Genomic DNA, 26,422 nt, shown 5'->3' with positions numbered 1-26,422 from the left:
CTCGTCAGACAGCCTGTTCTCCTTACCAATCGACAACGAACAACCAAGTACCCATATGGCAACTCCCGTTCAACATGACTCGGCCGTAGCGCCTACTCAATCTGCGGCTTACGAGCCCGTAGTGGACGAGCAACCCGCGGGCCGCTCGAAGCGCCCGATTATCTTCCTTGTGCTGGCCCTGCTCCTACTCGTGGGAGGCTACTTTGGCTGGCAGCGTTACCAGTTCGGCCAAGCGCATGAGGAAACCGATGATGCCCAGGTGGAGGGCGACGTGTACCCTATTTTGCCCCGCGTGAGCGGCCCCGTGCTGGAAGTGAAAGTAGAAGACAACCAGCCCGTGAAAAAAGGGGACGTATTAGTAACGGTAGACCCTGCTGACTATCAGCAGCGCGTAAATGCCGCCGAGGCTGCTCTAGCCGCCGCCCAAGCCAACGTAGTAGCGGCCCGTGCCGCCGTGGGTACGGCTTCGGCCAACGTAAGCACCGCCCAAACGACCATTGGAGTAAGTGAGGCCAACCGTGCCCGCTTGCAGAAGGACTTGCAGCGCAGTGAGTTCCTGCGCAAAGAGGATATCATCCCCCAGAGCGAGTACGATGCTGTGCAGGCCAACCTGAAATCGACTAGTGCCCAGCGTGCCACGGCCCAGCAGCAAGTGCGCGTAGCCCAGCAGCAAGTAACGGCCGCCCGTCAGCAGGTAGCCGTAGCTGAAGCCGTTGTGAAGCAGCGCCAAGCCGACCTCGACAATGCCAAGCTCCAGCTGAGCTACACGACCATTACGGCGCCCGGCAACGGCATCGTGAGCAAGAAGAGCGTGCAGCCCGGCCAGGTAGTAAGCCCCAACCAGCAGCTAATGGGCTTGGTAGCCAGCGGCAACACCTGGATTATTGCCAACTTCAAGGAAACGCAGCTGGAGAATATGAAAGTAGGCCAGCCTGTGCAAGTTGAGGTAGACGCCTACCCCAACGAGGAGTTTGCTGGTCATATCGAGTCGCTCTCGGCTGCTACCGGGGCCCGCTTTGCCCTGCTGCCCCCCGATAACGCCAGCGGCAACTTTGTGAAAGTAACCCAGCGCGTACCTGTGAAAATTGTGCTCGACAAGATTGACTCCGAGCACCCCCTCCGCGCTGGTATGAGCGTGGTGGCCACGGTGAAAACCAAGTAATCACCTAGTTGCCGCGTGCCGGTTGCCAGCCTCTTTGCGGGAGCTGCGCCAACCAGCACGCGGTAGCTGGCAACCGACTAAGTATGGAAACCGGATTTACCAAGTGGATCATCGTCATTACGGTGGTGATGTGCTGCTTGCTGGAGCTTATTGACACCAGCATTGTAAACGTGGCCCTAACCCAGATGATGGGTAACCTCTCGGCCACGCAACAAGAAGTAAGCTGGGTAGTGGCGTCCTACGGCATTGCCAACGTTATCGTGATTCCGATGACGGGCTTCTTGGCCGAACAGTTCGGCCGCAAGAATTACTACCTGTTCTCGGTAGTGCTGTTCACCTTTGCCTCCATGCTTTGCGGGCAGAGCACCAACATCTGGGAGCTGGTAGCATTCCGCTTTATTCAAGGGGTAGGTGGCGGAGCCCTCATGGCCACGTCGCAGGCTATCCTGATTGACACCTTCCCCCCTAAGCAGTTAGCCTTAGGCCAAGCACTGTTCGGTATGGGCGTGATTATCGGTCCTACCATCGGCCCCACGCTGGGGGGCTACATTGTGGATAACTACGACTGGCCCTGGATTTTCTACGTGAACGTACCAGTAGGCGTGTTGGCTTCCATCTTCACCGTACTGTTCATTCGCGACCCGGAGCGTATTCGGAACGCTATTCCACGTCCCATTCGGGAAATCGACTGGTTGGGTATTTTCCTGCTCGTGTTGGGGGTTGGCTCGTTGCAGCTAGTGCTGGAGCAGGGCGAAACCGAAGACTGGTTTGAAAGCGCCTACATCAACCTGTTTACGCTGCTGGCCGTCATTGGCATGGTAGGCTTCATCATTCGAGAACTCACTGCCAAGCAGCCCATTGTAGATTTGCGCGTACTCACGCGCAGCCGCAACCTGGCCGTAGGAGCCTTCCTCTCCTTTATTCTAGGGTTTGGGCTGTTTGCCTCGGTCTTCGTGTTCCCCATTTTCTGCCAGCGCATCTTGGGCTTCACGGCTGAGCAAACGGGCTACCTGCTTCTACCGGGGGCATTGCTCTCGGGCTTCATGATGCCCATAGTGGGTAAGATGATTCAGGGAGGCGTGCCGCAGAAGTTTATTCTGCCCGTAGGCTTCACCGTCTTCTTTATCTTCTCCTACTGGATGAGCACGCGCATTACTCCGCTGGCGGGTGAGAGTGATTTTTTCTGGCCATTGATTCTGCGGGGCTTTGGGTTGGCCCTGTTGTTCCTCCCCATTACTACCATGTCACTATCGGGCATTAGTGGTAAGGATGCGGGCCAGGCTGCCGGTCTCACTGGCATGATCCGCCAGCTGGGTGGTTCCTTCGGGGTAGCCTTGGTAGGTACTTACCTAGAGCGCTCTACTGCCCAAAACCGGGTGGGCATTTCTTCCAACGTGTCGTTATACGACCCCGAAACTCAGCAGCGTATTCAGGGGCTGACCGCCAGCTTTATGTCGAAGGGGGCTGGCTTCATGCAAGCGCAGCAGCAAGCTTTTGCCGCCCTGGAAGGCATGATTATGAAGCAAACGGCCATCATCACCTATGCTCAAACCTTCCTGATGATTGGCGCCTTCTTCCTCCTATGCTTACCGCTGATGCTCATCATCAAGAGCCCACGCCCCGGCGAGAAAGTAGACCTCAATGCCGCGCACTAAGTAGCCGCGCAGATAAGACATATAGCAACCACAACAAAACGGCCTCCTGCATTGCAGGAGGCCGTTTTGTTGTGATTAAGTAAGCGGGCAACTTATTGATACTGAATGTACAGTGGCTTAGGGGTCAGCTCGGTTAGTACTTCCTTGGGCGTCATGATGTGGTGCGGGGCGGGACGGCCATCGTACTCATAGAACAGCTTGAAGCCCGTGTATTGCACTGGCTCAGCCTCAATGTAGTCCCGGTACGAATCCTTTTTCAGCACGGGGTTGCCGTGGCCGTCCATATGCATCACTACCTGCACGCGCGGGTCGAGCTTAATCTTCTTGTAGTTGGTAATCATCTTCCGAGTAAAGCGGTGCACCGTCAGTACCTTAGGCGGTAGCTTGTTTTCGCTCACAATGCGAGCCAGGAAGTTGATGGTGAAGTTCACGTCCTTGGCGTCGAGGGTACCAATGCGCTGGTTAGGACGGATGCCCGGCATGGTGGCCAGCGAAAACTCGGGGTCAATGCCGAGATGGATGTCCGGCTGCTTCAGGTATTGCTCCAGCTTGGGTAGCTCAGCTTCCAGGGTGCTGTGACCGGGCTGCACATCCAGAAACAGGATGCAATTATGCTCACGGGCCCAGGAAATTACTTCTTCAATAGTGGCTTTAGAGTTCATCAGGCGCCATTTGCCGTCCTTGCCGGGCGTGCCCTGAGCCGTAATCGTCACGTTGTGGAGCGCCGCCTGCACCGGAATGCTGGGGTCAGCTGCCTGCCACTCCTTCAGGACCCCTGCAAACTTGCGGAACATCTGCTCCTTGGGCTCCCGGCCCAGAATACCCATACCCTTGGAGCGGATGTTGCCATAAAATGCCACAATGCGGTGACCTGGCAAAATAGCGCCCGGAAGCTGACCGTTTTTCCGGGCAATAGAATCCGCCTTGAGCGAGTCGCGCCGGGCCGCTTGGCGTTTCAGGGCCAGCGTGTCCACCACTACGGGCTTGGTAGTGTCGGCCAGCGCCGTGGGATTTTCCGCGTCGGTGCCAGAGCGGGAGCCGCAGCCGGGCAGCGTAGCGAGTGAGAAGACGAGGCCTAGCGTAGCTAGTGCGGGAACCGTCAGGCGGGTAATTGTCCGGAAATAAGACACGGAAGAGAATCGGGATTGGTGTCGGAAACGCAACGAAGGTAAAACGTTTCCGTGACTGAACAGAAGAAATATTTGCACCCTGACCCGGTTGAAATCAGATAGAAAGGAAATAATTCAACAGCATTTCCACCAGTATAAGCCGGCCTGTTCAGCTTCTGCTAGCTTGTTGCTAGGGGTTGCTGTAGGCACACTCCCATGGTGGCAGCCTAGTAAGCAACTATAATATATTATTCGGCTACCTCAAGCAGATGGAACCTACTCGTGGCACGCCATGCTGTTCTCTTAGTGCCCACATCTAGTAGAGAAATCCGGCAGCATTACGTATGATCAGCCAGCAATAGTAGCGCGCAATGCTCCCTTTAGCTGCGTTGATGGGTGCTGTACAAAGGCCAAACAACGGCCTCGCTATCAGTAGCAGCCCGCCTAAGGAGGTACGGGACAAGCACCTGCTGTATAGCTGGGGCGTAGCTGACAGGCCGCTTACTGGTACTGGATGTACAGGGGGGTGGGCGAAAGCGCACTAACTTCTTCTGGCGTCATCAAGCGCGACGTGCCCTTGCGGTCGTTGCGGTAAAAGATTTTGAAGCCGGCGTATTCTACCGGTTCGCGCTTAATGAACTTGCGGTAGGAGCTACGCTTGATGTGGGGAGTTCCCCAGCCATCCATGTGCATCACAATTTGCACGCGCGGGTCGAGCTTAATATTCTGGTAGTTGGTGACCATATCCTGCCGAAAGCGGTGCACAACCAACACCTTAGGCGGCAAGTGATTTTCGCTGACCAGGCGGGCCAGAAACTGCCGGGCGTAGTTGATATCCTGGGCGTCGAATTCTCCTACCTCCGTGCCCGGCCGCCGGCCCGATTTCATGGAAAACTCCGGGTCGATACCCAAGTGCACAAAGGGGAGCTGCAAGTAGGGCGCCAAGGGTGGTAGTTCGTGCTGTAAGTCGCTGAGGCCTACTTGTACATCCAAAAATACTAGGGCGTTATGCTCACGCCCCCAGTTGATTACGCGCCGAATAGTGGTGTCTGGAAGGGGAAGGCGGTACTTGCCATCGGCGCCGGAGTCGCGCTGTGCAATAACGGCGGTCATGTGCAGAGCTGGCCGAACGGGGATGGTATCTGCCTGCTGCCACGCTGCCGTTTGCTGTTGCAGGCGGCGGAGCATTTCCTCTTTGGGGTATTGACCCAAGATGCCCATGGCCTTGTGCAGCGGGTTGCCATAGAAGGCTACAATGCGGTTGTCGGGCAGGATGGCGCCCGGAAGCTGCCCCCCAGCCTGGGCTATTGAGTCGGCCCGCAGAGAGTCCTGTCGTAGGGTGGCCTGCGCACGACGGAGCATTTCAGCTGTACTGATGCGGACGGAGTGCGGGGTAGAGTCGCACCCCCCCAGACTTGCGGTAAGGAACAATAGGCTGACGGCAAGAGCCGCCCAGCGGGAGGAAAAAACAAGCGCAGCCACCAAATCGAAACGCATCAAAAGCCAAGCACACAACCTTACCGAAGCAACAGAGTTTTGTAATAACCACCAGAATGAGCTATTCGTTACATCTGTCCTCGCTCACCAAGATAAGGCGTAAAGCCAAAAACGCCACCCAAGCCGTGCTGGGTGGCGTTTTTGCTAGCTAGGTATAACGGGTTATTTCAAGTTAAAACTTATAGGCACGGTATAATAAACGGGTACGGGCTTGCCCCCTTGGCGGCCCGGCGTCCACTTGCCCGGCAGGGTGCGCAGGGCGGTTAGGGCCGCCTCGTTCATGGCGCTGGCTATGGCTTCCTGACCTTGGGGCACCGTAATGCCCTTCTGCAACTCAAAGGCCTGCATACTACCATCGGACCCTACAATAAACTTTATAAAAACCTTACCCTGCACTTTGGCCGCTATAGCGGCTGGTGGATACTTCACTGCCTCGCCCAAATCGTGCACTAGCTGTGTAACGCCTCCAGTATACTCGGGCATTTGCTCCACATAGAAATATACTGAGGGAGGTGGGGGCGGGGCCGGCATATCTACCACGGTTGGCGGCGGTGGGGGCGGCATATCCACCACGGTTGGTGGGGGTGGTGGCGGTAGCTCGGCTGCTTTTTCGCAGGCCAGCAGCCCGAGTAGGACCACGCTGAAGGGCAGTGCTACCCACTGCTTCCAGCGGCGCACGGGGGAATGGGAGGTAAGCATACGGATACGGGTAAGAGTGAAGGATTGAGTGAATAAATGGGTAAGCGGTAAATCGGGCTGGAACTGGCGCAGGGCTACCCGGGCTAGTAGAGTCGTGTAGGTTTCGGCGGTAGTGGGGGCCACCTGTTGCCGGATAGCAGCTTGATCGGCCAAAAACTCGTGGGTGATGGCTAAGTCACGCGAGAAGAGGTACACGAATGGGCAGGCCCACAAGAGGGCTTGTGCTACTTCCAGCAAGAGCCGGTCGTGGGAGTGGCCTTGTTGCACGTGGGCTACTTCGTGGGCTAGCATGGCCTGCGCCTCACTAGAATTTAGCGGGGTCGCTTCGTTCCAGAACACCCAGCGCCCGAAGGAACTAACCGGGCGCTGGCCCCCCGTATATACTAAGGTGTGGGTAGCGTGTTCCTGGCGGGGCCAATGGCGCGTGGTCAGCCAGAGTTGGAGCAGCTGCCCCCCTAGGCGCAGTAGGAGGCCCAGGGCTACCAGAGCATATATACTGGGGAGCCACACCCATAGGCTGGTTTGTAGTGCACCCCCCGAAGAGCCACCTACCGCCACTTGCACCGTAGGGAGTAGCCCGCCCGATAGCAGCTCCGTGTTCAGTGAAGCTAAATGCCAGCGTTCCAGTATCCTAGTCAGCGGCAGGCTAAGGGCGGAAAGCAAAGGTGGCGCGACCACGGAAAACCAGGGCGCTAGCAGCAGAAAGCGGCGGTTATAGTGGAAGCACCGTTCGTGCCGCAGCACCAAGTGGTAAAACAGCCAAGCCATGCCTAGCAGCAGGGTGCTGTATTTCAGCCAGCTAAGCAGGCTGGGTAGGCTCGTGGGAAGCAGTGGGAGGAAGCTGGCCATCGGTGGGTGAGGTAGGAGGTGGAGACTGGGCGTGGCGTAGTAGTTCGTCTAGTTGGGCGGCATCGAGGTTTTCTTCCTTGGCGAAGAAGGAAACCAACCGGCTAAAAGAGCCCCCGAAATAGCCCCCTAGTAGTTTGCGCAGGGAAAATCGACGGTATTCATCTTGGTCAACTAAGGCATAGTAGCGGTGAGTGCGCCCAAAGGCCTCATGCCCCACAAACCCCTTCTGTTCTAGAATGCGGATGATGGTGGACACTGTATTATAGGCCGGGGTAGGAGCCGGTAGCTCTGGTACCACATCCTTCACGAAGGAAGGACCAAGCCGCCAAAGCACTTGCATAACTTGTTCTTCGGCGCGCGTGAGTTCGGGGAAAGGCTGTTGCATAAGAGAGAAAGATTGCGTGATTGAATATATAACTAATAATTTAGTTATACAACTAACTTCTTAGAAGAAAACGAAAAAAGTGGTGTAGAAAGCAAAGTAGGTAGTGAGGCGGATTGCCAAAATGCGCTGACAAACAAGGTGTTGGTTTAGGATTAAAGCGGCGTTAGTAAGCGCTGGGAGGAATCTTTTGTCTGAATCGGTGTTAAGAAAATAAGAACCACCGCGTCTATAATTTCCTTTCAGTGACTATACTCAACACTACCCGTCGTTTGGCCCGCTTTGCTCCAGCTTGGCTGATAGGCCTTCTTTTAGTAACAACTGCTCCCGGTTGCAAAAGTGAATCGCCCCAGCCCGATGCTACCACGGACGAGACGCCGGCGCCTACTCCGGTACTGGTAGGGAGCACCTTGATTGGCGAGTACAGCACTACCACGCTGGCTGGTCGCGTTAGGGAAATCCCTCTGGTGGGCTCTTTGGCGCGGTATCCCATCAAGGTGTACCGGCTGACATATACCACGCACAATACGGATGGGCAGGCCATTACGGCCTCAGGGGCGCTACTAGTGCCAGTGGTGTCTACGGCATTACCCCTTATTAGCTATCAGCATGGCACCATCCGACCCAGTGACGAAGACCGCGCCCCTTCTTACTACAGCACTAGTAGCGAGATATGGTCGGCCGTATCCGTGCTGGCTTCTACCGGCTACATCGTATCGGCTCCCGACTACATTGGGTACGGGGCTTCCAAGGCGCTACCTCACCCGTACGAACACGCGGCTTCGTTAGCTTCGGCCTCGGCGGATATGCTGCGGGCCACGCGGGAGTTTTGTAAGCAACAGAACATTAGTGTAAACCAGAAGAACTTCCTGTTGGGGTACTCGGAGGGTGGCTACGCTACCATGGCCCTGCACAAGTACCTGGAGGAGAAGTACCCGGCGGAGTTGCCCGTAGCGGCCAGTGCCCCTGGGGCTGGCGCTTACAACAAGTCGGGCTTCGCTAAGTACGTTGTCAACTCTACTCAGCCCCTGAGCTTTCTGAGCACCTACGTGTGGGTTCTCGACACGTATAACCGGGTGTACAAACTGAACCGACCATTTTCGGCCTACTTCCAGGAGCCTTACGCTACTCAGTTGCAGGCTAACCCATTTGGCTCGGTTCCTAGCTTGCCGAGCCAGTTGTTTACGGCCAGCTTCCGCCAAAGCGTCGCTACTGATTCGGATGCGGCCCTTACGGCAAGCTTGCGCGACAACGACATTTACGATTGGAAGCCCAAGGCGCCACTGGCCCTGTTCCACGGTACCGCCGACGATTACGTGCCGTACTTCAACTCGCAGGACGCCTATAAGGCAATGCAGGCTCGCGGGGCCACTCAGGTGCAGCTAAAGCCAATTCAGGGCGGCAACCACTTTACTTCCGTGGCTACTTACACCTTGCAGGCTTTCGCATTTATTTCGCAGTACTAAGCTGCCAGATCATTCAGTACTTGTCCGTCAACAAAAAAGCGGTTTGCTACTATAGCGAACCGCTTTTTTGTTACAGTACATTCCGCAAAACTTTACCGTTGAGGCGCGGTAGAATGCGCGGCTATTGGACTTGCCGCCTGCCGAAGCCACGTGCCACTAACTGCCGCTAAGCCGCCTACCAATCCGGCTACTACCCCGCTTAGTGCCAGCAACAGCCAGGCATTGCCGCCCAAGGGCAAGAGCGTAGCCAGCCGGCCGGCTAGCCGAGCAGCCCCGTGGGTAGTGAGCCACAGAGCCGGTAGCCACCAGCTGAGGCCCGCCCCCAGCAACCCAGCAGCAAATGCCCGCCCACTAGATGGGCGCTGCCAAGCCGCCAACCCCAAGCACACAAGTACGAGGCTCCACCAGGGCATAATCAACTGCAAAAGCGCGCAGCCCACCAGCATTAAAAGGGTAAGTAAACCGAAGGACTTCATAGGGGCAATGAGGGTAGAAGCGAGAAGAAAAGTGTAGACGCCGTTAGAATGGGCGCGCAACGTTGGCGGGTGCTTCAGGTAATATTCTAGAGCTAAAGCAACCAGAATAATTCTGCTGTGATACTTGCGGCCACGTACTACAACGCGGGCTGACGGACGAAGTACTGCGGGGCATTCGGTAGAAGAAGTAAAATCAGTGTATTCTACCTAAGCTATAAGGTAATCTGCTAGTGGTAATTACTTCGAGGAGGCTTCTAGTCGCCAGGCGGCCCGTAGGCGCGGGTGGTTTTCATCGGCAGCGCGTAGGAATACCAGTTCATCTAGCTGCCCCTGGCGCCAGGGCTCAATCATGTCGTCGTAGTAGGTAGAGGCGGGGTTGCCGCTTTGTCCACCGGGAAAAATCCCGTAGGCCCTCACCTGAGGACCCAATGCTACCACCATGCGCCAAGAAGGGCCATTGCGCGGACCAGTGGCATTCACCGAGCCTGGGCTACCCCCGCAGTTTATATCCATCCGGCCAAATCCCGCCAGGTTGGCAAGGTGAGTAATGTCGGTGCTTTTCTGATTGGCCCAGCGCCACTCTGGCCCCAGAGGGCCAAACTTGCGAGTCAATGAATCGACGGTGAAGTGCAGCGACGCCGTTAGTAGGTCGTGCACGTTCTCGCGCGGCGAGGTGGTGCGGTCGTCTACCCAGGGGGAGGTAGCCGATTCTTTCAGTAGCAGCTGATTGGTACGGGCGCTGGAAGGATAGCGCATTTCGAGGCCCGTAGCGGCGCCAAAGTCATCTTCCCAGAGGCGGCGCACCAGGGTTGTGTACCAAAGCTCGAAAATGGAAGCCGCTACTGCCTCGGTGGTATAGTGGTAGTCCCACTGCCGGAGAACTTGCACGGCGGCACCCTCGGGGCTACTTGGCAACGGGGGCCTGGGTTGCTGAGTGGCGCCAGCATTTTCCGTCACGAGTTGTAGCATCCAGGGCAGCATCAGGCGGGCGTTTACGCCTAAATTATCGTTTTGGAGCTGGCGCAAGCTGTCGGGCGTAGCGTGCTGCATCTGAGCAAGGCGCTCATTAATGCGGTGCGCACGGTCGGAGGGGTTATAGTCCCAGCCTAAGTAGTACGGATAGTCGAACCCGGCCGAGGGCTGATTAGCCGACGATACGAAGCCGCGGGCTGGGTTGCGCACATTAGGGTTGTGTGCCATCGGAATCCAGCCCTGCCAGTCGTGCCGGGCATCGGTCCCGTCCAAGATAAACTTGCCCTGGTCGGCCCACTTCAGCGGGAAGCTACCGTTGGGCTGAATGGCAATAGTGTTCTGGTTGTCGGCGAAGATGAAGTTCTGAGCGGGCGAAGCGTACGTGCTCAGCGCCGTCTGGTAGTCCTCGTAGTTGCGGGCCCGGTCGAGGCGGTAGAAGGCTAGCACTTCGTTGCCGCCATCGTGAGCAGTCCAGCGCAGAGCGTGCCTGGTGGGCGTCTGCTTGTCGAATACCGTCTCATCGTGGTCGTACACGATGGGGCCGTGGTGGGTATACAGCACCGTATCGAGGCGGTCGGGCTGCCCGCGCACCACAATGCGCTCCACCACCCGGCGTATTGGTTTCCAGCGTCCATCGTGCCAGTACTCGCGCATGCTGGCATCCCGAAACTTGAGCTGGTACCAATCGAGCACGTCGCCGCCCACATTGGTTACTCCCCACGCCACTTGCTCATTAAATCCGATGATAATGGCAGGAGCACCCGGAATCGTCACTCCGTACACGTTCAGGCCCGGCGCGTGCAACTGCATCTGGTACCATATGCTAGGAAGGTTAAGCTGCAAGTGCGGGTCGTTGGCTAGAATAGGAAGTCCCGAAGCAGACCGCGCCCCCGCCACCGCAAAGTTGTTGGAGCCCAGTTCGGCATCGGGCTCCCGGCTAGGCACCTTGTTCGAGGGGTTTGCGGACAGCAATGGCGGTACGGCCGGTACGGGTACCGGCGTAAACGTGCGGGGTGTGCCGGTTGGCACTATGGCGTCGGTGCGGTTGGGATAATCGGGAAAGAGGTCCTGCACCACCGCTGGGCCATACTTACCCAAGATGTTACTCAGGCGCAAGTCGTCGGAGCGGCCGCTCAGCGTCCAGGCCATCAGTTTCAGCAGCAGGGCACTTTTAAGGGGTTGCCAGGGCTCTGGGGCGTAATCCAGCAGCTTGTACTCGAAGGGATAATCCTTTGGGGAGAGGCTGCTGATGTAAGCATTCACGCCCTCCGCATACGACTCCAACACGAGGCGCGTAGTGGGGTCCTGCATCATTTCGCGCTCCGACCGGGCCGCGCCGTAGGGCAGGCCCATGCGCCGCTGAAACCGGTCGTACTCCAATGCTTTGGGACCTACCACCTCCGAAATGCGGCCTGCTGCTACCCGCGTAGTAAACTCCATCTGCCAAAGACGGTCGCGGGCCGTGAGGTAGCCCTGGGCGTAGTACAAGTCGTGCTCGTTCTGGGCAAAAACGTGGGGTACGTGTCTGTCATCAAAGCGCACGCGCACGGGCTGGTGCAAACCAGGTAACGTTAGCGTCTGCTGGTCGGGAAAATCGGCGGCTGTCTCGCCATTCTGCCAGAAGCCGCGGTAGGGACTCAGTAACTTGCCAATGGGCGGAATATCGCCTTGTTTGGTATTGAGCACCCACGTAAGCACGAGTGTAATAAGTAGGGCGAGGCTCGCCTTCAGAATACGAAGCATAAACGACCAGTGAGCAGGAGGCAGGAAGGTAGCAAATGCTTCGTATTCTACATCAGCGGCTTGCTAGCTTACGCTATTGCCCGGGAGCCGCGACGGTAGCTCTTAGCGGTAAGCACACTCGGAAACCAAATCTGGAAGGCACTATGTCAAGTCATCAACAGAAAGCACCCAACGCAGAAAAGGCACCCTCTGGTAAGAGGGTGCCTTTTCTATATACTAAGTAGTGTTGGGTAGGCCTGCTAATCAGAGGTTTTCACCCTGGCGTACTAACCCGGTTATGCCCGCGCGGGCCAACCGTTGGCGCACAACATCGGCCTCCGCTTGCGTGGCAAAACGGCCTACTACCACTCGGTTGAGGGGCTTGCCTGCGGGCGTACTGGCGGCCACGGTAGAAGCAATGAGCTGAGGCTCTAGGTTTTGAATCTTGGTAAGCAAGGCCTGGGCGTTGCGCACGTCGCCGAAGGTGCCCGCTTGAATAACATACGTGGCGGTGGGCTCCGGCATCAGCGCTACGTCCGCAGCCTCCGTGTCACCGGCCTGAATATTAGTGTGTAAGCCAGCCTCCGTAACGGCGGTAGTGTCGCTGAGCAAGGCGGCCAAGTCCTGAGGTGCATCCGTGGGGCCAAGCTCCGTATCATCGGGAACCACTTCGGCTACTACCGATACGGCACCGTGGGTAACAATGCCCAACGGACGAGCCGCAATTTCTGATAAGTCGAGGATGCGCTGGTGGCGGAAAGGACCCCGGTCGGTTACGCGTACTACCACGGCTTTGCCGCTTTCGGGGTTGGTTACGCGTAGCTTAGTGCCGAAAGGAAGAGTCTTATGAGCGCAGGTGTACTGGTGCCGATCAAACCGCTCGCCATTGCTGGTGCGGTGACCTTGGTGCTCCTTTCCGTACCAGGAGGCGCGGCCGCGGAGTACGGCAGTTTTCTTGGCCGAGGCGGCCGGGGCTTTTTCATCATCACTGAACCAGACGCGGGCCTGCACTGGAAAGGCCGTGAGCATTGTCAGGTACATGGCCATCAGCAAGCCCGAGACATGCAGTCGTGTAATCAACTTCATTCATTCTCTTGGTTGGTGGGTCTGACAAATCTAGCAGCACCCACTAAACCCGCTCGCAAATCCCAACGTAGTTAGCTAAGTAAATGAGCAAGTAATTTACCTTTTTCAAGAAAACTTGCATTTAAATAATCAGATACAACGGCACGAAATGATTGTTTGTGTTTCGTTAAGTCGTGTTTTGTACTCTAATTAGATAGTAAGCTGAACCCTGACGAAATAAGACTATGCGCCGCTCAAAAAATTTTGGCTTTGACGCGGGAAACCAGCCTTGGGGTAGGTTGCAAAAGTCTCGGAAATTTCATAAGGGATAGAGGGTAAGCCTCCACCAAAGGAAAGACCAAACACCCGCTTACCCGTCTATAGCACCCCGAGCGGTTTTGCCGTACCTTCGGGTATGGATTTTGGCCGCCTTTCCGACCTTCGCTACGTTAACTTTCGCCTACCCCCCGACCATCCCGAAACGGCTGGTGTGCTTGCCCGGGCCTTGCCTGCCCAGCCGGCTCCACCGCGCGTGTACGTGGGCTGCCCCATCTGGACCAACAAAGCGTGGCTAGGCAGCTACTTCCCGGCGGGCATCAAAGACGCCGACTACTTGCACCACTACGCCCGCCAATTCAATAGTATTGAGCTGAATACAACTCACTACCGTATTCCCGATGCTACTACCGTGCGCAAGTGGCGTGATGCCGTGCCTGCCGCGTTTCGGTTTTGCCCGAAGTTTCCGCAGATCATCAGCCACGACCGGGCCTTGTACAACGCCGATGATCTAACTACTTCTTTCTGCCGGGCTATTGAGGGCTTGGGCCAGAACCTGGGCCATGCCTTCTTGCAGCTGCCGCCCACGTTTGGGCCCGAGCACTTGCCGCGCCTGGAGCGCTACCTTCTCGATTTTCCCGATTACGTACCTCTGGCCGTAGAGCTACGCCACCCCGGCTGGTTTTCCGACCATGAGTTGTTGGCGGCTGTTTCGGCAATGCTAGAGGCACTGGGCAAAACACTGGTAGTGAGTGATGTGGCTGGCCGCCGCGACGTGCTTCATATGCGCCTGACCAGCCCCGTCGCCTTCATTCGGCTGAACGGCCACGGCCTAGTAGCCTCCGACTTCCAGCGTGCCGACGACTGGGCGAATCGCCTGGCGAGCTGGCTGGAAGCAGGCTTGCACACGGCCTATGTATTCATCCATCAGAAAGACATCATGCACTCGCCGGTATGGGCCCAGCACTTCCTGGGCCGATTGCACGCCCTGACGGGTATGGGGGTGCAGCCCCCGCGTATAATTCCGCAACCCGTGCAAGGAAGCTTATTCTAACAACGAGGGCGCCGCAAGCTGCGGCGCCCTCGTTGTTACTTAATGTACTAGACTGAGTTTGACACCTACTTCAAAGTTTGGATCAATAACGCGGCCCTGCCTGTAGTGTCCGTTCCGATAACGGAACGCGTAGTCGTTTTGGATGCCTCCGCCAGCGTATGCGTCAAACAAACCATGCCGACCGATGCGGCGCTGCATGCCCCATACCACATTAAGTGTTGAGTAGCCATAACGGTAGTGCGCCCCATCCGCATTAGCATTGGCATAAAAGGTAGCCGTTGTCATAGCCGACAGATAATTGCCCGTAAAGGGTCCAGTAGCCCTACCTTTTTGCCGGCGTTTCTCTTGGTTGTAATAGTATCGAGCCCCTATATCAGCTCCGCACTCGCGCACTAACGGTAGGGTTGAATCATAGTATTTACCCTCAATCACCTCCAGTCCCGCATAAGCGTTTCCCGACACGGACCAGGCCGATGTGATATGATGTTCAACGCCAAGTACAATAGGGGCTGTCAGCGTATTAGTTCTAAATCTAAAACCACGGGTAAGACCAGTACCTAATTTTACCATCGTGTTGCGAGGCGTACCAACCGCAGTAGATGCAGGGGATGGGGGATCCGCTGGAGTAGCTGCTGGTGAATTGGTTTGGGCCAGCAGAGTAGCCGGACTACAGCAGATCAGCGCTAGTGCTGTCCTTAGATAGGTAGTGCGCATAAAGTATTGGTAAGTATGGAAATGAAGATTACTCAGTGCTAGCTTATTGCCTGCAAGGTAGCCTTAGAGTACATCCCGTACAATCAGTAATTCAGCATGAAAAGTATAGGCCGCGTTCAGTGGTATGGCTCAGGTGTAATGTATCTAGTGCGTAATTGATATATGTCGAATAGCACTTTGCCAGTTGCCAATTATTGGTGACCTGCCATACGGTAGAAGAAGCACTAAGCATAGGGCTTCTCCGAAGCGAAAGGAACTACAAATAAGTAGAAAAGGCTGTATACGAATGGATAGAGCTGCAAGCAGCCACGCAGTGCCCCACAGATATAGCATACCTACCTGCTTGTGACTGGGCTATAGGATACCTCTGCTCCCAAGCCAATCCGCTGCAAAAACTTATCAGTAGGGCGGCTGTGGCATGACCCACTCAGGGCAAAACCCCGTATCTTGAGCCTGGGCCATACCCGGCTCTCTGCCCTCATGAAAGCACCCCTACTTACTTTGCTGCTGGCGCCAATTGTGCTCCTCAGCAGCCCTGGTACTGCCGTTGCCCAGTCAGCTGCTACCACCCCGGACATACACTGCTCTCTATTGCCACTAGATCCGGAAGCACGAACTGCGCACGTACCGCTAGTACTAGAAGGCGAAGTGCTAAGCAGCAAGGGAATGCGTACCAGCGCCGGCCGCATCTACACCACGCACCGAGTGCGCGTGTACAAGCTACTAAAAGGCACGGCCCCCGCCGAGATTACCCTGATGACAGAGGGCGGCACAGTAGGGCTTGAGCGTCAGGAAATCACCAACACGCTCCGCTTGACGGTGGGTGAGCAAGGAGTGTTTTTCTTGGAACCCGCTACGTTTCCCGGCACCGGCGCCGCAGGCGCTTGGTCTGTGTACGCTAGTCAGCAAGGCTTTGTACGCTACGAATTGCACACGGCCACGGCAATAGAGCCTTATCATATTTACACTGGGTTGGGTACAAGCCTGTACCGGCAGCTAGGCAACGCCCGGCCGCGCGAGGTGCAGCCCAACGTGACGCTAACAACCGCCCTGCGTCGGCAGACCGAGCCAATTGCGGCTAAGGTAGCAGCTCCCGTTGTGACAAGTCTAGCACCGCTTAGCCTCACGGCCGGAACCGGGGCGGTGCTTACCATTCGCGGTACCGGATTCGGAGCCACTCGGGGTACCGGGTTTGTGGAGTTTCGGAATGCAGACGTCAACAACTCCTTCACGAAAGCAGCCGACAGGGACTATGTAAGCTGGTCAGATACGGAAATCCGCGTGACGGTGCCTTCCATTAGCGCCTCTGGCAATACGGCTGGCACCGGTCCGGTGCGGATTACGAGCACCGACCAGCTTACCACCCAAAGCGTAAGTTCCGTAACGGTAGTATTTGCCGCCAGCAACGTGCAGGATGAGGCTACCAGCCAGCGGGTTATTCCGGGCCACCTCAACCAGAATGGCACCGGCGGTTATACATTCCGCTTCGATCCTACCTTTGACAGCAACACCAGCGCCACAACGGCTTGGCGGCGGGCCTTGGCTAACTGGCGCTGCCAAACGGGCATCAACTGGGTGGTAGGCACTACGCGCACTAAAAGCGGCGTGGCCGATGACGGCGAAAACGCGGTGGGCTTCGATAGTGGTACGACGCTGCCCGCCAACGTGCTGGGCCGCACTACCAGCTACTACCGGGGGTGTTACCAAGCCGATGGCAGCGTAAGCTTCTACGTGCAGGAAATCGATACGGAGTTTGATGATGCTACCAACTGGCAGTTTGGGCCGGGTACGCCTAACTCTAATCAGATCGACTTCGAGTCAGTAGCCTTGCACGAGTTAGGGCACGCCCAGCAGTTGTCGCACCTGATCTTGCCTTCTGCCGTGATGCACTACGCCATTGCCCGCGGGCAAGTGAGCCGCACCCTGGCAGCCCCTAGCGACATTGCTGGCGGCCGCTACGTGCTACGTCGCCGGGGCTTTTTGGCAGATGAATGCGGTGTAACACCTATGCTGCCCGCACCACTTACTTCTCAATTTGCCCGCTATGAAGAAGGTGCGGGAGTAGTCGTGCAGTGGAGCACGCAAAATGAGTGCTTCGTGACAGAATTTGTGGTAGAGCGGGCCCCTTCCGATACCACCCGGGCCTGGCAAGCCGTGGCGACGGTGCGCGCCGGCGCGGGCCCGGTTTACCGCTACACCGACCCCCAGCCGCTGAGTGGTATGAGCTACTACCGCGTTCGGGTGCGCCGGCCCGATACTTCCCTGGATACCCCAACCCCAACCGCCGTAACGGATGATGCCACCATTGCTAGTGGCGTGCAGTTCTATCCTAACCCGCTGACAAACGCCGACTTGCTCCGGCTACAGTACGTAGGTGGGGGGCTGCCGGGCACCCTCACCCTACGTTTCTACGATGCCGTGGGGCGCTACTTGCGCGGCACGGTGATTCGGTACCAGCCCGGCCTCAATACGCTTGCCGTAGAGCCTCCGTACTTGAGCCCAGGCTGGTACATCATCCGGTGGAGCGATTCAGAAGGCCCTTCGGGCACTTCCCGCCTAGTAAAGATAGACTAGCCCGAAGCCCCATAACGGCGAGCTTCCTAGGTTAGCGCGCCAAGAGCATGGCCCCGTAGGAGTAACCGCCACCAAAGACGGTAATAACTATCTGGTTGCCGGGTTTGAGCAAGGCCCACGTATCGGCTAGCGCAATGGCGGCGCCGGCGCAGCCGGTATTGCCTAAGTCCTGGATGTTTGATACGGCCCGGTCTTCGGGCAAGCCTAGCTGCTGTAGCACATTCTTGGTAATGCGCAGGTTGGCTTGATGGGGGATGAGGTAAGTTACATCCTCCACGCTCAAGTTATTGCGCTCCAAAACCTGCTGCGTTACGCGGGCCATATACTGGCAGGCGTTGATAAACACGTCCTTGCCGAAGGGCATCACAATACCTTTCTCCACGGGCTTGAGTGTTACGGCTACGTCGGCCTTGCCCACATTGGCAACTCCGCCGGTCAGCACCGTACGCACATCCAGGTCGTTTTCAGACAAGCGCTCAGGAGTGAGCAACAAAGCCGCTGCACCGTCGCCCCACAGGTGGCCAGCCATGGTGTCTTGCTCGTTGTTATAGGCTGTATTATGCTCGCTCACTACAACCAAGGCCCGCCGCGCCTTACCCATGGCAAAATAGCCCTCCACAATTTCAATGGCATTGAGCAGTGAGGAGCACGCCGAAGAAATGCTGACTACCGGAATTTCTCCTACGTTGAGCTCCCGCTGCACGGCATGAGCCAGGGTATAAATAGTATCGTGAGGGGTATATGTGGCCCCCACAATGAGGTCCACCTCAGCAGCGGGGAAAGCGGGGGCAGCGGCTAACACGCGGCGTGTGGCCTCCAAGGCCATCGTATTGGTATTTTCGCCGGGGGCTGCCTTTCGGCGAGTTTGTATGCCGGTGCGCTCCGTAATCCACTCGTGTGAGAGGCCATTGAGACGCGTAAAGTGCTCGTTGGTAATGATTTCGGCGGGCAGGTAGGCCGCCACCTGATGAATGTACACGAGGAAAGGAAGAGTGAGAGACAAGGCAGAAATACGGGACCAAGGTACGGTTATTGGCGGTAGTGGCCGCCAGCTTTTCTGCAGATAGCCCGTACTTTGCACGTAAGACGTTCGTTCAACGGACCCAGGCAGGCCAGGTTGGGCTGCTCATCTTATAATATTATGATGTTTTCACATTTCCTTCGGCGGTCATTTCTGGGTGCTACCTTGGGCCTGGGTTGTGGGCTAGTAGCTGCTCCGGCAGCGCAGGCCCAGAAATATCGTACGGCCGCTGGCCTGCGGGTAGGTGGGGGGCAGTACGGCATCACCGTGCAGCAAAAGATTCTCGACAAAACTACCCTCGAAGGGCTAGGGCTTGTTTCCTCGCGGGAGGTAAGTGCTACTCTGCTGGCCGAGCGACACTTCGGTATTTTAGGCCCTAGTCTCAACTACTACTTCGGAGCTGGTGGCCACGTCGGCAACCACAAGGACAATGGGGCCTTTGGTGGAATTGATGCGCTAGCCGGTATCGAATACAAGGTAGCCCTTACCCCCTTCGTCTTATCGGTTGACTTTAAGCCTACCGTAGAGTTTGGCGCGGAGGACTGGACGCGCTTCCCCACAGCCGTTTCCGTGCGCTACATCCTAGTGAAGGAGAAAAACACGGGCATCTTCAACGGGATGTTTGGCGGCGACAAAGACAAGGACAAAAAGAAAAAGAGCAAGTCGAAATCCAAGAGTAAATCGGGCGGCGGCCTGTTTGATTTCTAGCCTTAGTTTCAGGCGCTACGCCAACAGCACTCGTCAGCACCCAACAAGAAGGGCCCCGACCACATCTGGTCGGGGCCCTTCTTGTTGGGTGCCGTGGTCAATTACTGGCGATGGACGCGGCCGCTACCAACTGTAGAGGTACTGATTTTGGGGTTGCCGCTTACGTACACATCGCCTGAGCCCACAATGCTGGCGCTTAGGTTCTGCGTGGCCTGAACCCGGCAGTCGCCCGAGCCGCTAATGCTCACTCGGCAATCGGTGGTGTGTAGCTTAGTAGCTCTCACCTCGCCCGAGCCGCTGATGCTAATATCGTGGCGAGGGGCATTACCGGCAGCCTGTACCGAGCCCGACCCGGCTAGTGACGTGCTGATTTTATCGGCCGTAACGCTGGCCAACTCAAGGTCGCCCGAGCCACTCACCGACAACGACAGATTATCGGTCTTTAGGGCATCAGCAGCGCGCATATTTCCCGAGCCGCTCACGGATAAGGATTTGATAACGGGCGTAGTAACGTACACCGTAACAGGGCCTTTGAAGCGGTAAGACGAGGTGAAATTTGATTCACGTTTGGGTCCCACACGCAGTTGGCCACCGCTAACAACAGTTTCAAAGTGAGCTAGGTCGGCAGGGTCGGCTTCTACCTCCACTTTCTGGGGGCTACCCTGGCGCAGGATGACGTTGGCTGAGCCCGCTAGCCCAACGGAAGTGAAGTTTTCTACCGGGCGAGTTTCGCGCGGTGCCACCACCCGGAAAGCCGATAGCACAAGCAGGAAAAGGAGCAGAGCAGGGAGGAAGGAGCGCATAGTTTTCATCGGATTTCTAGCGAGTTAAGAGGTAGATCTACCCACTAGATGGGTGGAAAGAACCAACCGTTGCCCACGCCGGAAAAAGAATTTTGCTTGCTTTATATAGCGTAGAAACTGGCGCGTTGAGAATCGGGGGCTGCTTCGTGGTAGGCCTATATACAGCCTGGATTTCGAGAAGAGAGGCGCGGTAGAAAAAGCACCGCCTTCCCACAAATAGTAGGAAGGCGGTGCAACACAATGGAGCCTGAAAGAGGTATTACCAGATTTTCACCCGGGCCGAATCAGGGAGGTAGAGTTTCTGGCCGGGTTGCACGTTGAATGCTTCGTAGAAGGCAGGTACGTCGGCAAAGGGGCCGTTCACGCGATACTGGGCCGGGGAGTGTACATCTGTGAGGATGCGTTGAGCCAGCACTTCGTCGCGCTGATGGTTTTGCCAGCCTAGCGCATAGCCCAGGAAGTAGCGCTGGGTAGGCGTGAGGCCCCCAATCTTCTCGCCTTTCTTGTACTGGTCCGTTTTCTTGAAGGCATCGAAGGCAATGACGATACCACCCAAATCGGCAATGTTCTCACCGGCAGTGGCTTTACCGTTGATGTGTAAGGAGTCGAGCACCGTGTAGCCGTTGAACTGGCGCACAATGCCGTTCACGCGCTGCTGGAAAGCTGCCCGGTCTTTTTTGCTCCACCAGTTGCGTAGGTTGCCTTTCTCATCAAACTGGCTGCCCTCGTCGTCAAAGCCATGCGTAAGCTCGTGGCCGATGGTGCTAGCGCCCGCGTAGCCGTAAATGATGGCATCATCGGCGTCTTTGTCGGCCAGGCCAGGAATGGAGAAGATGGCCGCCGGCAGCACAATCTCATTGTTGCTGGGGTTGTAGTAGGCATTGTAGGTCTGGGGCGTCATTTCCCACTCCGTGCGGTCCACGGGTTTGCCCAGCTTGTTGGCGTTGTAGCGGTACTGCCACTCATTGGCTCGCATGACGTTGGCGAGGTAAGAGTCGCGGCTGATTTTGAGCGAAGAATAGTCGCGCCACTTGTCGGGGTAGCCCACCTTGGGTGCAATTTTAGTCAGCTTCACCAAGGCCTTCTGCTTGGTAGAGTCGCTCATCCAATCCAGGGCCTGAATATGCTCGCGGAAGGTGGCCACCACATTCTCGGTTAGCTGAGCGTAGCGCTCCTTGGTTTCGGGCGTGAAGTACTCCTTCACAAACAGCTGACCCAGAATTTCGCCCATGCCAGCTTCCTCCTCGTCTAGCACGCGCTTCCAGCGGGGGCGCTGCTCTTTTTGCCCCTGCAAGATGGTGCCGTAAAAACGGAAGTTTTCCGTGTCGATGGGACGGCTGAGCTGGCTGGCGAAAGTATGCACCAGATGCCACTGCAAATAGGCCTGCCACTGGTCGAGGGGGGTAGTCTTCAGCAGCTGACCAGCTTTCTGATAGAACTCAGGCTGGCCCACTATCACCGTGTCTACCTTGGGTAGCTCCATCTGCCTCAGCCACGATTTCCAGTCGATGCCGGGCGTGATCTGGCCCAGATCGGCCACGGCGCGCTTGTTGTAGTTGGCGTAGGGGTCGCGCAGGGCTTCCAGCTTGCGCGAAGAGGCCGCTAGCGCCGTTTCCAGCTGCATAACTTGGGCGCTATGGCGCTGTGCCGTTACGGAATCTTGGCCGAGTAGCTGCAACATGCGGGCTACGTGGCGCACATACTCCTTGCGAATGGTAGCGGTGCGGGTATCCTTATTGAAGTAGTAGTCGCGGTTGGGAAGGCCCAGGCCTGCTTGATACAGGTGCATGGCCATCTTTTCGCTGTTTTTAGCATCTTGGCGTACGTAGCCGCCGATAAGCGAATTCACGCCCAGTACTTTGTGGCGGGCTATTACGGCTTGCACATCGGCCACCGACTTGATGGCTGCAATGCGGTCTAGCTCCGGCTTTAGGGGAGCAATGCCTTGCTTGTCAATGGTCACCGAATCAAGGCCCGACGCCCAGAAGTCCCCGATTTTTTGCTGGTTTTCGCCTTCCTTGGCGTTGGCCTTGGCTGCTTCTTGGTTTAGCGCCCGGAGGCGGGCGTATACCTCATTTTGTACTTCCTTACCAATTCCCCAGGAGCTTTCGGAAGCCGGAATGGGGTGCGCTTTCAGCCACGTGCCGTTGGCATACGTGAAAAAGTCGTCGCCGGGGCGCACGGTGGTGTCGAGGTTGGCTTGGAGCAGATCGGGCGTGGTAGTACCCGACTTACCGCCGGGCTGGCAACTAGTAGCCAACAAGCCTAACAAGGGAGCTGCTACCAGCCAAGGCCGTAAGGAAGAGGACAAATGCATGAGCAAAGGAAACGAACAGTGAGTATGCGGGCGAATGTAGCGCGAACCGGCCGGTTCACGTAGCGCAAAGACAGCTATTCTCTGCTTGCCGTTGCCTGCGTATGACCTTGCCCCATCTTCTCCAGCTCAACTTTGCGCTGGCCGCCTACCTCACCGGCCTAATCTGGACCGTGCAACTAGTACACTACCCCAGCTTTGCCCAGGTAGCACCCGAGAAATTTGTGGTATTTCATCGGCAGCATTCTACTCGTATGGGCTGGATAGTAATGGTGCCTATGGTACTGGAACTGGGTTTGGCGGCGTGGCTAGCTTGGGCAGGCCAAGCATTGGGAGACGCCGTGTGGTGGAGCTTGGCGCTGGTACTACTGATTTGGGCAGCCACCTTTTTCATCAGCGTCCCGTTTCATAATCGCCTAGCGCAGGGCTACAATTACATAGCCATCGACGGGCTCGTACGCACCAACTGGATTAGGACTCTGGCCTGGACGGTGCGCCTGTTCTTGCTGGGTACTTTGCTGTGGTAATAGGCCGTGGCCTGGGCTGGCCCGTATGTATCCTTCGATTCGCGCAAGGCAAAATGCTACCTTGCTTTCCTACTTTACTTGATTACGCTTTCTGCTTCACCCGCTCCTTTCCTTATGATTCCGCCCGCCGATGCCTTCTTGCCTGAGCTTCAGTTCCAAACCAGCCGGAGCAGCGGCCCAGGTGGCCAAAACGTCAATAAAGTTGAATCGCGCGTGGAACTGCGCTTCCGGGTGGCTGACTCCCAAGTGCTGACCGATGAGCAAAAGCAGACGCTGGTACAAAAGCTGGCTTCTCGCCTTACTACCGATGGGGAACTGCTGATTGCTGCCCAGGAAGACCGGAGCCAGCTGCGCAACAAAGAAACGGCCATCCGTAAGTTTCACGAAACCCTGCAAAAGGCCTTGTACAAGCCCAAAGCGCGCAAAGCCACCAAGCCTAGCCAAGGAGCCGTCCGCCAGCGGTTAGAATCCAAGAAAAAGCACGGCGACAAAAAGGCAAACCGCGGCCGAGTCGATTTCTAGGTGGGCAGGAAGTAGTCAATAGCGCACGGCTGTGCTGCCTATCTAGCACGCGTGGTAATGTGGTGGCTAACGCCAGAACTTGGCTGGTGCAAGGGCGCCGGTTTCTTTGCCCCGCTAGCCTTTGCGAAGACCCGCCCGCAGCCAGTCCTCAGCCTGTAGTTGGTCCTCAAAAATGCCTACTTCAAAGCGACCATTAATGCGTGTTCGCAGAGCATCGGCAGACTCCACGGAAAATGCGCCGGGATTGTCTAGATGAGCCCAGTAGCGCAGGCCAGTGCTGAGTGCGTGCGGAATCCACTGTTGCTCCAGAAATTCCAGGGAAGCATCCCAGCGGCCTACCAAGCGGCGGTTGTCATTGAGCACGGCACGGCACCCTTGCTTCTGCATCTGATCGAGGTAGGCCAATGCCCCTTGCAGAACGCTATTGCCGGTGGGGTAGCCAATCCAATCGGCGTGAATCCAGGGCCCTTCCGGACGGTAAGAAATGGACAAATAGGTTTTACCTAATGAGGACTGTAGTTCTTCCAGAAGCATCCGTATGATGTAGCCTGATATGTGCGGCGGAAAATACGCTTAGGCTAGTAGACGGTAACTAGCTCCCTATGGTTTTAGTTCAGGTCAAGACCGAACAGCACTCCCACCCAGGGGTGGTTTTGGTAGACCCAATAGCGCCCATCGGGGCCTAGCAAATGGTCTACTCCCACGGCCAACCCCAGGTTCAGCAGGCGGGCATCGTAAATAATGGCCGCGCCACCGTGTAGGGTAAAGCCTTCATAGTCAGTAACTGCCCGTTGCTGGGTAAGGTCGGCGGTGATGACGGACGAGCCAAGGCCCCCGAAAAGCCCGTAGCCAAACCCGTTGCTGCGGATAAAGGGGCGCGGCTGAAACGGTGAAAGCCGCCGGTTGCTAAAGCGGTAAAAATCGAGGCGGCGGCCCACGTACAAGGCCACGTTGAAATTCGTGTTGAGCTGCACCGGCAAGCCTCCCCGGGGCGGCAGCGCCTTGAAGGGAATGGAAAAGATATCGAGGTCGAAGCTGCGGTGTAGCAGCGTGACGGACTCCCGGGGAAGCAGCTCGTAGAGAGTAGTAGGTGGAATGGCCGCCGAAGTAGCAGGCGGGGTGAAAGCCAGCGTATCGCCGTGCTGCTGTACGTAGTAGCGTCGGTGGGGGGCGCGTAGTTGCTGCAAGAGCGTATCATTGCTGGCCGTAAGCACGCGGTAGTACCCGTCATTGAGCTGGTTGAGCCGGGCGAACCGGGCGCAACTAGTACTGCCTACGGTAGCTGCCAGCAGCATCAACAGTCGGTACACAAATAGGCCGCGTTTCATAGCGTAGGGATACGAGTTCAGCGCACAACAAGAAATTCCCTGGTCTGCTTAGAGCAACGTGCCGCGTAGGAACACCAGCGCCACCGAGAAGTAGATAATCAGCCCCGTAACGTCCACTAAGGTAGCCACAAAAGGAGCCGAAGAGGTAGCAGGGTCTAGGCCTAGGCGCTTCAGGATGAGGGGTAGCATAGACCCCGCCAGGGAGCCCCAGAGCACAATGCCCAGCAAGGCAAAGGCTACCGTAAGACCAATTAGAACCCAGTGCTCCCCGTAGATAGGCGTTATCAGTTGCCAGACCGCAATGCGCGCAAACCCTACAACACCCAGAATAATGCCCAGCATGAGGCCCGATAGTATTTCGCGCCGCATTACCAACCACCACTCGCTCAACGCAAACTCACCCAAGCTCATGGCCCGGATGATGAGAGAAGTAGCCTGCGAGCCAGAGTTGCCACCCGAGCTGATGATGAGCGGAATGAACTGCACCAGGATAATGGCCTTCTGCAACTCGCCTTCGAAGAACTGCATGGCCGAGGCCGTCAGCAGCTCACCCAGGAACAGGATGACCAGCCAGCCCGCTCGCTTCTGCACCATGCGTTGGAGAGGAATGGTGAGGTAGGGCTCATCCAAGGCCTCCGAGCCACCTAGTTTTTGGATGTCCTCAGTATCTTCCTCTTCCCTAATGTCGAGAATGTCGTCGATGGTGACGATGCCGAACAGCACCCCTTCACTATTCACCACGGGTAGGGCCACTCGGTCGTTGCGGCGGAACACCTCAATGGCTTCCTCCTGATCCTGCATGGTGTTGAGTTTCACGGAGCGGTGGTCCATCAGGTCGCTCACGCGCTTCTGCGGATCGGCCAGCAGCACCTCCCGGATGCTAATGTCGTCAATCAGCACGCCTCGCTCGTCGGTCACGTACAGCACGCTGAGGGTTTCCGACTGCCCGCCGTGACGACGGATGTAGTCGAGCACCTGTTGCACCGTCCAGTTCTCGCGAATAGCAATGTAGTCGGGCGTCATCAGACGGCCCACCGAGTACTCGGGGTAGCCCAGCAGTTCCAGCGTCACGCGGCGCTCCGGCTCCGAAAGGGTCTGAATCAGCTCCCGCACCAATTCGTCGGGTAGGAATTCCAGCAGCGCCGTCCGGTCGTCGGGCGACATCTCGTTCAGGATGTCCGTGATTTTATCTTGGGACAGATTCGCCAGGAAGTGCTTTTGAATGTCGAGGTCGAGGTATTCAAATACCTCCGTTGCCAGGCTGAGCGGTAGGAGCCGAAAAACAATCAGCTGCTCGCGTTCCTCTTCCTGCTCAATGAGTTCTACTACCTCGTTGGGCTCAAATCGTTTGAGAACCTCTTTGAGCTTAAAAAACTCGCCCTCCTGAATCAGGGACGTAATGTGTTCGGTAGTCGGATGCTGATTCATGAACTAGTAGAGGGGGTGTTTTTCGCTAGGCAGAAGGGAATTGGTGAGAAGGGCAGAACCGGCGCGCAAAAGTAGCCTTTTCCGTCCCGGAATGATAAC

Annotated in this window: 22 protein-coding genes; 8 read left to right on the top strand and 14 right to left on the bottom strand. The window is 56.7% G+C overall.

All coding sequences use genetic code 11. The features are described from left to right. The first annotated feature begins 55 nt into the window (after window positions 1-55). Entirely contained in the window at window positions 56-1,162 is a 1,107-nt protein-coding gene (locus tag VI25_RS08420) for an HlyD family secretion protein (RefSeq protein ID WP_052694967.1), read from the top strand. Window positions 1,163-1,245: 83 nt separating this feature from the next. Further along, window positions 1,246-2,817 (top strand): DHA2 family efflux MFS transporter permease subunit, encoded by a 1,572-nt coding sequence (locus VI25_RS08415; protein WP_045687313.1) that lies wholly within the window; start codon window positions 1,246-1,248, stop codon window positions 2,815-2,817. Between the two features lie 92 nt (window positions 2,818-2,909). On the opposite strand, the gene VI25_RS08410 is transcribed toward VI25_RS08415, so the two are convergent. The 4 genes from VI25_RS08410 to VI25_RS08390 all read right to left on the bottom strand — a co-directional run bounded on the left by VI25_RS08410 (window position 2,910) and on the right by VI25_RS08390 (window position 7,356). Beyond that, a complete protein-coding gene (locus VI25_RS08410) occupies window positions 2,910-3,947 on the bottom strand; it encodes a hypothetical protein (RefSeq protein ID WP_173664786.1) in 1,038 nt (345 codons plus the stop codon). 480 nt (window positions 3,948-4,427) lie between these two features. Continuing rightward, window positions 4,428-5,357, bottom strand: a complete 930-nt coding sequence (locus tag VI25_RS08405; protein ID WP_236704976.1) for a hypothetical protein — start codon at window positions 5,355-5,357, stop codon at window positions 4,428-4,430. 228 nt (window positions 5,358-5,585) lie between these two features. After that, window positions 5,586-6,971: a M56 family metallopeptidase gene (locus tag VI25_RS08395; RefSeq protein ID WP_055562429.1), complete on the bottom strand. Its 1,386-nt coding sequence runs from the start codon at window positions 6,969-6,971 to the stop codon at window positions 5,586-5,588. Then, window positions 6,922-7,356, bottom strand: a complete 435-nt coding sequence (locus VI25_RS08390; protein WP_045690457.1) for a BlaI/MecI/CopY family transcriptional regulator — start codon at window positions 7,354-7,356, stop codon at window positions 6,922-6,924. The genes VI25_RS08395 and VI25_RS08390 overlap by 50 nt, the downstream gene beginning before the upstream one ends. 242 nt (window positions 7,357-7,598) lie before the next feature. Between VI25_RS08390 and VI25_RS08385 the strand changes: the two genes are divergently transcribed. Beyond that, window positions 7,599-8,819 (top strand): alpha/beta hydrolase family protein, encoded by a 1,221-nt coding sequence (locus VI25_RS08385; RefSeq protein WP_236704975.1) that lies wholly within the window; start codon window positions 7,599-7,601, stop codon window positions 8,817-8,819. A 92-nt stretch (window positions 8,820-8,911) separates the two neighbouring features. Here the strand turns inward: VI25_RS08385 and VI25_RS08380 are convergent, their stop codons facing one another. From VI25_RS08380 to VI25_RS08370, 3 genes are all read right to left on the bottom strand, one after another. Next, a complete protein-coding gene (locus VI25_RS08380; RefSeq protein ID WP_152981547.1) occupies window positions 8,912-9,295 on the bottom strand; it encodes a hypothetical protein in 384 nt (127 codons plus the stop codon). A 237-nt stretch (window positions 9,296-9,532) separates the two neighbouring features. Beyond that, window positions 9,533-12,010, bottom strand: a complete 2,478-nt coding sequence (locus VI25_RS08375; RefSeq protein ID WP_055562428.1) for a penicillin acylase family protein — start codon at window positions 12,008-12,010, stop codon at window positions 9,533-9,535. 243 nt (window positions 12,011-12,253) lie between these two features. Further along, a complete protein-coding gene (locus VI25_RS08370; protein ID WP_055562427.1) occupies window positions 12,254-13,075 on the bottom strand; it encodes a septal ring lytic transglycosylase RlpA family protein in 822 nt (273 codons plus the stop codon). Window positions 13,076-13,469: 394 nt separating this feature from the next. On the opposite strand from VI25_RS08370, the gene VI25_RS08365 reads away from it, so the two are divergent. Further along, entirely contained in the window at window positions 13,470-14,384 is a 915-nt protein-coding gene (locus VI25_RS08365) for a DUF72 domain-containing protein (RefSeq protein ID WP_045690330.1), read from the top strand. A 39-nt stretch (window positions 14,385-14,423) separates the two neighbouring features. On the opposite strand, the gene VI25_RS08360 is transcribed toward VI25_RS08365, so the two are convergent. After that, window positions 14,424-14,846 (bottom strand): hypothetical protein, encoded by a 423-nt coding sequence (locus VI25_RS08360; protein ID WP_152981546.1) that lies wholly within the window; start codon window positions 14,844-14,846, stop codon window positions 14,424-14,426. A 732-nt stretch (window positions 14,847-15,578) separates the two neighbouring features. On the opposite strand from VI25_RS08360, the gene VI25_RS08355 reads away from it, so the two are divergent. Next, complete coding sequence (locus VI25_RS08355; protein WP_045690332.1) at window positions 15,579-17,672, top strand: matrixin family metalloprotease; 2,094 nt, start codon at window positions 15,579-15,581, stop codon at window positions 17,670-17,672. 31 nt (window positions 17,673-17,703) lie between these two features. On the opposite strand, the gene VI25_RS08350 is transcribed toward VI25_RS08355, so the two are convergent. After that, on the bottom strand, window positions 17,704-18,651 hold the full coding sequence (locus VI25_RS08350; protein ID WP_045690333.1) for a 3-oxoacyl-ACP synthase III family protein: 948 nt from the start codon (window positions 18,649-18,651) through the stop codon (window positions 17,704-17,706). Window positions 18,652-18,813: 162 nt separating this feature from the next. Between VI25_RS08350 and VI25_RS08345 the strand changes: the two genes are divergently transcribed. After that, the gene (locus VI25_RS08345) at window positions 18,814-19,401 is read left to right on the top strand and encodes a hypothetical protein (RefSeq protein ID WP_201783268.1); all 588 of its coding nucleotides are present in this window, start codon (window positions 18,814-18,816) and stop codon (window positions 19,399-19,401) included. 101 nt (window positions 19,402-19,502) lie between these two features. On the opposite strand, the gene VI25_RS08340 is transcribed toward VI25_RS08345, so the two are convergent. Together VI25_RS08340 and VI25_RS08335 are read right to left on the bottom strand one after the other, a co-directional pair. Further along, window positions 19,503-20,213 (bottom strand): head GIN domain-containing protein, encoded by a 711-nt coding sequence (locus VI25_RS08340; protein WP_045687478.1) that lies wholly within the window; start codon window positions 20,211-20,213, stop codon window positions 19,503-19,505. Between the two features lie 250 nt (window positions 20,214-20,463). After that, entirely contained in the window at window positions 20,464-22,521 is a 2,058-nt protein-coding gene (locus VI25_RS08335) for a M13 family metallopeptidase (protein ID WP_045687479.1), read from the bottom strand. Window positions 22,522-22,628: 107 nt separating this feature from the next. Here VI25_RS08335 and VI25_RS08330 point away from each other — a divergent pair, with 107 nt between their 5' ends. Both VI25_RS08330 and arfB read left to right on the top strand, forming a co-directional pair. Beyond that, window positions 22,629-23,045 carry a hypothetical protein gene (locus tag VI25_RS08330; RefSeq protein WP_201783267.1) on the top strand — a complete coding sequence of 139 codons (417 nt, stop codon included), beginning with the start codon at window positions 22,629-22,631 and terminating at the stop codon, window positions 23,043-23,045. A 78-nt stretch (window positions 23,046-23,123) separates the two neighbouring features. After that, on the top strand, window positions 23,124-23,567 hold the full coding sequence (gene arfB / locus VI25_RS08325; RefSeq protein WP_316934290.1) for an alternative ribosome rescue aminoacyl-tRNA hydrolase ArfB: 444 nt from the start codon (window positions 23,124-23,126) through the stop codon (window positions 23,565-23,567). Between the two features lie 114 nt (window positions 23,568-23,681). Here the strand turns inward: arfB and VI25_RS08320 are convergent, their stop codons facing one another. The 3 genes from VI25_RS08320 to mgtE all read right to left on the bottom strand — a co-directional run bounded on the left by VI25_RS08320 (window position 23,682) and on the right by mgtE (window position 26,323). After that, complete coding sequence (locus VI25_RS08320) at window positions 23,682-24,059, bottom strand: hypothetical protein (protein ID WP_143437151.1); 378 nt, start codon at window positions 24,057-24,059, stop codon at window positions 23,682-23,684. 116 nt (window positions 24,060-24,175) lie between these two features. After that, window positions 24,176-24,895 carry a hypothetical protein gene (locus VI25_RS08315; RefSeq protein ID WP_045687482.1) on the bottom strand — a complete coding sequence of 240 codons (720 nt, stop codon included), beginning with the start codon at window positions 24,893-24,895 and terminating at the stop codon, window positions 24,176-24,178. A gap of 48 nt (window positions 24,896-24,943) precedes the next feature. Beyond that, entirely contained in the window at window positions 24,944-26,323 is a 1,380-nt protein-coding gene (gene mgtE / locus VI25_RS08310) for a magnesium transporter (protein WP_055562426.1), read from the bottom strand. Window positions 26,324-26,422 lie beyond the last annotated feature (99 nt).

This window comes from Hymenobacter sp. AT01-02 (assembly GCF_000961955.2).
Lineage (GTDB): Bacteria > Bacteroidota > Bacteroidia > Cytophagales > Hymenobacteraceae > Hymenobacter > Hymenobacter mucosus.
Note: the sequence above shows the minus strand (reverse complement) of the source record. Positions and strands in the feature narration are given on the sequence as shown.